General features: G+C 70.6%; 5 protein-coding genes. 3 read left to right on the top strand and 2 right to left on the bottom strand.

From position 1 onward, the window contains the following. A partial coding sequence (locus RWP81_RS12120) for a choice-of-anchor I family protein (protein ID WP_314456440.1) occupies window positions 1-3445 on the bottom strand: 3445 nt, incomplete at its 3' end. A 342-nt stretch (window positions 3446-3787) separates the two neighbouring features. Here RWP81_RS12120 and RWP81_RS12115 point away from each other — a divergent pair. Both RWP81_RS12115 and RWP81_RS12110 read left to right on the top strand, forming a co-directional pair. Beyond that, window positions 3788-4966 (top strand): acyl-CoA dehydrogenase family protein, encoded by a 1179-nt coding sequence (locus RWP81_RS12115; protein WP_314456438.1) that lies wholly within the window; start codon window positions 3788-3790, stop codon window positions 4964-4966. A 249-nt stretch (window positions 4967-5215) separates the two neighbouring features. Continuing rightward, window positions 5216-6004 carry an enoyl-CoA hydratase-related protein gene (locus tag RWP81_RS12110; protein ID WP_314456436.1) on the top strand — a complete coding sequence of 263 codons (789 nt, stop codon included), beginning with the start codon at window positions 5216-5218 and terminating at the stop codon, window positions 6002-6004. 82 nt (window positions 6005-6086) lie between these two features. On the opposite strand, the gene RWP81_RS12105 is transcribed toward RWP81_RS12110, so the two are convergent. Next, window positions 6087-6614 (bottom strand): MarR family transcriptional regulator, encoded by a 528-nt coding sequence (locus RWP81_RS12105; protein ID WP_314456434.1) that lies wholly within the window; start codon window positions 6612-6614, stop codon window positions 6087-6089. 309 nt (window positions 6615-6923) lie between these two features. Here RWP81_RS12105 and RWP81_RS12100 point away from each other — a divergent pair, with 309 nt between their 5' ends. Next, on the top strand, window positions 6924-7700 hold the full coding sequence (locus tag RWP81_RS12100) for an electron transfer flavoprotein subunit beta/FixA family protein (protein WP_314456432.1): 777 nt from the start codon (window positions 6924-6926) through the stop codon (window positions 7698-7700). Window positions 7701-7829: the final 129 nt, after the last annotated feature.

Below are 7829 nucleotides of genomic sequence, written 5' to 3'. Positions count from 1 at the left end.
CGAGGAACCCGCCCGCGAGGGCGATACCCCACGGCAGCTCGGCACCGGTGACGGCGAGGCCGCTACCGGGGCGAGTGCCCGCAGCCTGGCCCGAGCCCGGCTGACCCGATCCGCTGCCCGGCTGCGCGGAGCCCCCGCCCGCGCCTCCGTTCGAGCCACCGCCCGGGATCTCGGCGGTCGCGAGGATCGCCCGACCGAGCGGGGCCGGGTCGACCGGCGAGGTCGCCGTGAAGTACTCCAGCGTCGCGTCGAGATCGACCTGCCCGGTGTCGGTGCGGTCGGTGCCCTTCGCGAAGGTCGCGAAGCCGTCTCCGCCGTTCGCGAGGAACGAGTTCGTCACGACCGTGAAGGTGTCGGTCGCCGCGATCGGCTCTCCCTGGTACGACATCGAGACGACGCTGCCCACGCGCGCGTTGACGGCATCCTGCCGGTACTCGTAGGTGAACCCGTCCGAGACGCCCAGGTGCAGCTTCGGGCGATCGCCCGTGGCTTTCCACTGCTCGTTCAGGATGCCGCGGATCTGGTCGCCGGTGAGGGTCACCGTCACCAGAGTGTTGGCGAAGGGCTGCACGAGCGCTGCTTCTTTGTACGTCACCACGCCGTCGTCGCCCTTCAACAGGTCGGCGCGGAGGCCGCCCGGGTTCATGAGCGCGATCTGGGCCGGGGTTCCGGCGAACTCGGGGTTCTCCGATGTCGCCCACAGGTAGACGTCGGCGACCCAGTTGCCCATCGACGACTCGACGCCGCGGTCGTTGCCCGGGGGCGTTCCGCCGCGCAGGATGTCACCGGTGATCTCGCCCACCGGCTGCGCGCCGATGACGTCGGCCTCGGCCACGTATCCGGCGACCTTCTCCGCGATGGCGGCATCGGGGGCGTAGGCGCCGACGAGGGGGAACGTGGAACCCGAGACGGATGCCAGCGAGTCGGTGCCGATGTCCCACGTGAGCGTGAGCTGACCCATCGCCTTGCCGTACTCCGACGCCTGGATCACCGGGCGGGTGCGGTCGGTGCCAGCCACCGGCAGCTGGCACGCGTACGTCTGGTGCGTGTGGGCCGAGACGATGGCGTCGATCTCCGGAGAGGCGTTGACGGCGAGATCGCCGAACCCGGCCTGGTCGGCGACGATGGCCGCGCAGTCGTTCGAGGTGGCCGCGCCCGAGTGCGTCAGCAGCACGATCGCGTCGGCGAGGTCACCGGCCGTGATCTCGTCGGCCACGCGGTTGGCGGCTTCGACCTGGTCGCCGAAGTCGAGATCCGCGATGCCGGCCGGGTCGACCATCGTGGCGGTGTCGGGGGTGACGGTACCGATGAATGCCACGCGGACGCCGTCGACCTCCTTGATCGCGTACTCGTCGAGCACGGGCTCCTTCGTGCCCTTCTTGTAGACGTTCGCGCCGAGTCCGAACTCCCCGCCGCCGTACTCGGGGAGCACACGGGTGGTGAGGTCGGCGAAGCCGCGGTCGAACTCGTGGTTGCCGACGGCCGAGATGTCGAGGCCCGAGGCCTTCAGGGTGTCGATGGTCGGCAGGTCGTCCTGGATGAGCGAGGTGAAGGTCGACGCGCCGATGTTGTCGCCGGCCGAGACGAACAGCGTGTTCGGGTTCGCGGCCTCCTTGGCCTTCACCGCACCGGCGATGACGGCGGCCCCGGCCTCACCCTGTGTGGCCTCGAGACGACCGTGGAAGTCGTTGATCGTGAGGATGTCGATGTTCTTCACGGTGGGGTCGTCGACCGCGAAGACCGTCGTCGTCCCCGAGACCTCGTTGCCCACCGCGACGAGCGGACGCCCGGTGGGCGAGCTCTCGGCGGGGATGAACTCCACGCCTTCCGGACCGAGGTCGCCGGCCTGCGACAACAGCGCGCGGTCGGCCGCCTCGTCACCGGTCAGCTCGTCTTCCACCGAGACCGAGAAGTCGCGGTTGTTGACGTACCCGGCGTACGTCGCGTTCTCGGGGTCGGTGATGTCGTAGGTCATCACGCCGCCGACGCGCTCCAGACCGATGAACGCGTAGGTGCGCCCGTCGATCCGACCGATGTCGAGGCTCTCGGGCTCGGGGCCCTTGTCGTCGCTGCGGCCCTCGAGGTTGGACTCGGAGTGGTTCGAGTTGAAGAAGTCGGGGTTCGCGTCGTGCGTGATGCGCTCGAAGTCCGCGTTGGAGTCGAACATCCGGTTGCCGTCGGTGTCCCACACCGAGAAGCCGCGGCCACCGAAGGTGTAGAGGCTGTTGTAGCAGGTACCGTCAGCGTTGAGGCCCATGTCGGTGGCGATGTTGAGACGACCGAGTTCGGCGTCGTCGAGGTGAGTTCCGACGGCGGCGTTCTCGCAGATCGGTGCGAGACCGTCCTCTCCGAGGTCACTGACACGGGCGGTGTCGGTGTAGTCGCCCCACTCGCGTCCGTCGCCCTCGTTGGCGGTGACGAGGTACGTTTCGCCGTTCACCTCGTAGGCCTGGATGCCGTCGGGCATGTACATGCCGTAAAGGTCGTAGTAGCTCGACTGGTTGTACGTCGGTGCGCCCTGAGGATCGCGGTCGCTGGCGTCGAGCGTGACGCCGGAGTAGTACGGCTTGACCCCCAGCGGATGAACCGCGGTGACGGCTGCGGAGGCCAGGTCGACGATGGCGAACGCGTTGGCCTCCTGCAGCGTCACATAGGCGGTGCCTCCCGCGACGGCGATGTACTCCGGCTCGAGGTTGCGGCTCACGCGGTTCGCGGTGAGCGGCGTGCTGCCCTGGTCGGGGGCGGCGACGTCGGGTCCGAACACGCGCACGGCGGGGTCGAGGGTCATCGAGCCGCCCTGCTCGAACGCTCCGAAGCCGGCGGTGCGCACGGCATCCTGGGTCGGGGCGGCTTTTCCGGCGGGCAGGGCGATCACGGCGACCGAACCCTCGGGGTCGACCGAGAAGTCATCGGCGGGCTCGCCCTCGTTGGCGACGACCGCGGAGGTGCCGTCTTCGGAGATCGTCACCATGTCGGGCAGGGCGCCCACGGTGACGGTGCCCAGGACCGTGGGCGCAGCGGCATCCGCGTCGAAGAACACCAGGCGGCCGGGCGCGGTCTTATCGGCGTCTTCGAGAGCGATGACGCCGAGGCCGTCGGCGCGGACGGCGAGGGAGTTGGCAACGCCCGTGCCGGCGATCGAGTACAGCTTCGTCGGGGCAGCGGGGTTGCGGTTGTCGAGCACGTCGACAGCGCCGGCCTGCGCGTTCACGACGAACAGGCGGCTCTTGTAGGCGTGCACGATCTCGGCGGCCGACTGGTCGAAGACGCCGGTCTCGTAGGTGCCGAGCGGGCGCAGGCTCACCGCGCTGTCCGAGGGGGCGTCGCGCACGGGCTGGGGGACGATCGCGGCGGATGCCGCGGTGGCGCTCGACAGGGCGAGCGCGCACACCGCCGCGGTCGTCGCGGTGAACGCGGCGGCGCGGCGGAGGAAGGTCGAAGGCATGGCTGTGTCCTCGGATTCGGGTGGGGGATGCGATCCGCGCGGGCGGCGCGATCTTGTGGATTTTGCCTGGAGGGGGTGACGCCCGGGTGAACGGGGAACGAACGGGGCGCCCGCTCGCCCCGCATCCCGCTCGCCGCGAGGGGTCGCGGCCCCGGTAGATCTGGCCCCGGTCGCGTGAGAAACGCCTTCGCGCGCAAGAAACGCCTCGTCGCTTTTCCTGCACGGCACGGCGTTTCTCGGGCGCTCATCGCGCGGGTCTGCTCGCTACCCCTATTAATTAGTAGGACGTCCAGGTAATCTCAGAGATGCGACGACGCCGTCGCCCTCACGAAGGAGAGCCGCATGGACACCACCCCTGCTCCCGCGCTCGATGCTCCGTCCGCCGGAACCCTCTCGGCCGACGAACGCGCCGCCATCCTCGACGCCGTCCGCGATTTCGCCGCGACCGAACTCGCCCCGCACACCCTCGAATGGGATGCCGAGAAGCACTTCCCCCGCGACGTCCTCCGCCGCGCGGGGGAGCTGGGCCTCGGCGGCGTCTACGTCAAAGAAGACGTCGGCGGCGCCGGGCTGACACGAGCCGATGCGGTCGCGATCTTCGATGAGCTCGCCTACGGCGACCCCACCGTGACGGCCTACATCACGATCCACAACATGGTGGCCTGGATGATCGACGCCTACGGCAGCGCAGCCCAGCGCGAGCGCTGGCTTCCCGGTCTCGTCGCGATGGAGGATCTCGGCGCCTATTGCCTGACCGAACCGGGCGCGGGATCGGATGCCGCGGCTATCACGACCTCCGCGATCCGTCACGGCGACACCTACGTGCTCACCGGCGTGAAGCAGTTCATCTCGGGTGCCGGCGAGGCATCCGTCTACGTCGTCATGGCGCGGACGGGCGAACCGGGGGCGCGCGGGATCAGCGCGTTCCTCGTGCCCGCCGATGCCGAGGGCCTGTCGTTCGGGCCGAACGAGAAGAAGATGGGCTGGAACGCGCAGCCCACGCGGGCCGTCGTGCTCGACGAGGTGCGCGTGCCGGCCGAGAACCTCCTCGGCGGCGAGGGCCGCGGCTTCTCGATCGCCATGACCGCGCTGAACGGCGGGCGTCTCAACATCGCGACCTGCTCCCTCGGCGGAGCGCGCTGGGCGCTGGACCGCGCCGTCGCCTACGTGCACGAGCGCTTCACGTTCGGCGAGCCGCTCGCTGAGAAGCAGTCGGTGGTGTTCGCCGTGGCCGACATGGCCACTGAGCTCGAAGCTGCGCGGCTCCTCGTGCGCGACGCGGCCCTCGCTCTCGACTCGGGGGCGCCCGACACCGCCACCCGCTGCGCGATGGCGAAGCGCTTCGCGACCGACGTCGGCTTCCGCGTCGCCAACGAGTCGCTGCAGCTGCACGGCGGCTACGGGTATCTGCAGGACTACGGCATAGAGAAGGTCGTGCGCGACCTAAGGGTGCACCAGATCCTCGAGGGCACGAACGAGATCATGCGGCTGATCGTCGGCCGGAGCGTTCTCGCCGCGTGAGCGCGCGGTGCGCGGTGCGGGTGCCGCGGTTCGGGTCCCAGGCGGTGTGGGGCGGGTCTTGCTGTGTGGGGCGGGTGTCTTGCGCCCCGAAGTGCCGATCGCGCCCCACACCCGTCCGGGTCTCCGTCGGCGCCCCGAACCCCTCGAGGCTGCCGGCGGGAACCCCCTCGATCGATATCGGCGGTGCGTGCGAACATGCGGGGGCGGCACTGTCTGCACCGCCCGAGACCTGAGACGACGGGAGTCACCATGACGGAGCACGATGCCGAGCACCAGACCATCCGCGTCGAGCAGCGGGGCCGCGTCGGGTGGATCACGCTCGACCGCCCCGAGGCGCTGAACGCCCTCAACACCCACACGATGCGCGAGGTGGTCGCGGCCGCCGAGGCCTTCGACGCCGACACCGGTGTCGGGGCGATCGTGGTCACCGGCAGTGAGAAGGCGTTCGCCGCCGGCGCCGACATCAAAGAGATGGAGCAGAAGTCGGGTCTCGACATGACGCTCACCGACCACTTCGGCGCCTGGGCGCGTTTCGCCGCCGTGCGCACGCCCGTGATCGCTGCGGTGTCGGGATACGCGTTGGGCGGTGGCTGCGAGCTCGCCCTCATGTGCGACGTGATCCTGGCGTCCGACCGCGCGAAGTTCGGTCAGCCCGAGGTGCAGCTGGGTGTCATCCCCGGCATGGGCGGCACCCAGCGGCTCGTACGCGCCCTCGGGTACTACAAGGCCGCCGAACTCGTTCTCACCGGCCGCATGATCGACGCCGCCGAAGCCGAGCGCGCGGGGTTGGTGTCGCGCGTCGTCCCGGCCGCCGAGCTGCTCGACGAGGCCGAGGCCGTCGCTCGCACGATCGCCGAGAAGCCCCTGCCCGCGCTGTACGCGGCGAAGGCGGCGCTCGACGTGGCACTGGAGTCGACCCTCGCCGAGGGTGTGCGCTTCGAGCGGCAGGCGTTCGCCGCCCTCTTCGACACCGCCGACCAGAAAGAGGGGATGGCGGCGTTCCGCGAGAAGCGTCCGCCGTCCTTCACGCACCGATGAACGGCTCGGCGCGGCGTGATCCCGCGGCGGGCGTTCGTGCCCGTCGCGGGAGGCCGTCGTGCGGTCCGGGTGCTCTCCGGCGTCAGAGCGGGTCGGGAACGGGTGCCGGGTCGGCGAAGTCGCCGGCACCCTTGCGGAAGCGCGCGATGATGCGCACGAGCGCGGTCGCGTCGTCGTCGTCGAGGCCCAGATCGGCGAACACCGCGTTCAACGCCTCGGTCGCCTCGTCGACCCGGCGGCGACCGGCGTCGCTCAACACGAGCAGCGCCGCACGACCATCGGTGGGATGCGGTTCGCGCGAGATCAGCCCGTCGCGGGCCAGGCGCTCGACGGTGTTCGTGACGCTGGTGGGATGCACCTGCAATCGCGTGATGGCGCTGGCCATCGGCATCCTTCCCTCGCGGGTGAAGGCGAGCAGCCGCAGCATCTCGAAGCGCGAGAACGACAGGTCGCACGGTCTGAGCGCACGGTCGATGGATGCCATGAGCAACTGGTGCGCCCGGATCACCGAGGTCACGACCGTCATGCCGTCGGCGGCGTCGTCCCACCCGTGCGCCAGCCACTGGCGCTTGGCCTCGGCGATCGGGTCGACCGGCAGTCGTCGCGTCATCGGTCCTCCTCCGGACTCACGGTACCGCTCGCGCGCCGCCCGTGCCCGGCGGCGAGGTCCGCTCCCTCCGACGAGCTCAGAGACCCGGCGCGCGGAGCGGGAGCGCGGCACCCGGCGGTGGCTGAGCATGTCGAAGCCTCCGCGCCCCTCGCGGCGAGGTCCGGCCCCTTCGACGAGTTTGGGGACCTGGCGCGCAAAGCGGGAGCGCGGCACCCAGTGGTGGCCGAGCATGTCGAAGCCTCCGCGCCCCGAACCCCGCCGCGGCGCCGCCGCCGTGGCATCCCTTCCCCCGACCGAGGAGACGCATCGATGAAGATCGTGGTCCTGATCAAAGAAGTGCCCGACACGTGGGGTGAGCGTCGACTCGACCTCGAGACCGGGCTCGCCGATCGCGCCGCATCGTCGCCCGTGCTCGACGAGATAAACGAGCGTGCGGTCGAGGTCGCCCTCGCTCACGCCGACGCGCATCCGGGTACCGAGGTGACTGTGGTGTCGATGGCACCCGCGTCGGCCACGGCGACGATCCGCAAGGCGCTCGCGATGGGGGCGACCTCGGCCGTGCACATCGTCGATGACGCCCTGCGCGGGGCCGACCTGCTGCTGACCGCAGAAGTGCTCGCGGCCGCCGTGCGGCGCGCCGACTACGACCTCGTGATCGCGGGCAACCTCTCGACCGACGGAGGCGGAGGCGTCATCGCCGCGATGGTCGCCGAACTGCTCGGTGTGCCGCAGGTGACCGGGCTCGCGGCCCTCGAGCTGTCCGACGGCGCGGTGTCGGGGGAGCGCGTGAGCGATGCGGGCACGATGCGGGTCACGTCCGCGCTTCCCGCGGTGGTCTCGATCACCGAGGCGCTGCCCGAGGGGCGGTTCACGACGTTCAAGGGCATCATGGCCGCGAAGAAGAAGCCGTACGAGACCGTGGATGCCACGGCTCTCGGCATCGAACCCGACGACCCGGCCACCGCTCGCTACATCATGCTGGCCGTCGCCGAGCGGCCCCCGCGCACGGCGGGCACGAAGATCGTCGACGAGGGAGATGCCGGCGAGAAGCTCGCCGCCTTCCTCGTGGCCGAGGGGGTCGCGTGATGAGCGTCACACTGGTCCTGCTCGAGGTGCTTCCGAGCGGCGCGCTCGCGGCGACGGCGCCGGGCCTGCTCGCCGCCGCTGCGCGCGTGAGCGACCCGATCGCGATCGTCGCGGCCGCCCCCGATACCC

Source organism: uncultured Microbacterium sp. (assembly GCF_963521695.1).
Lineage (GTDB): Bacteria > Actinomycetota > Actinomycetes > Actinomycetales > Microbacteriaceae > Microbacterium.
The sequence above is the reverse complement of the archived record's forward strand: the minus strand, read 5'-3'. Positions and strand labels throughout refer to the sequence as shown.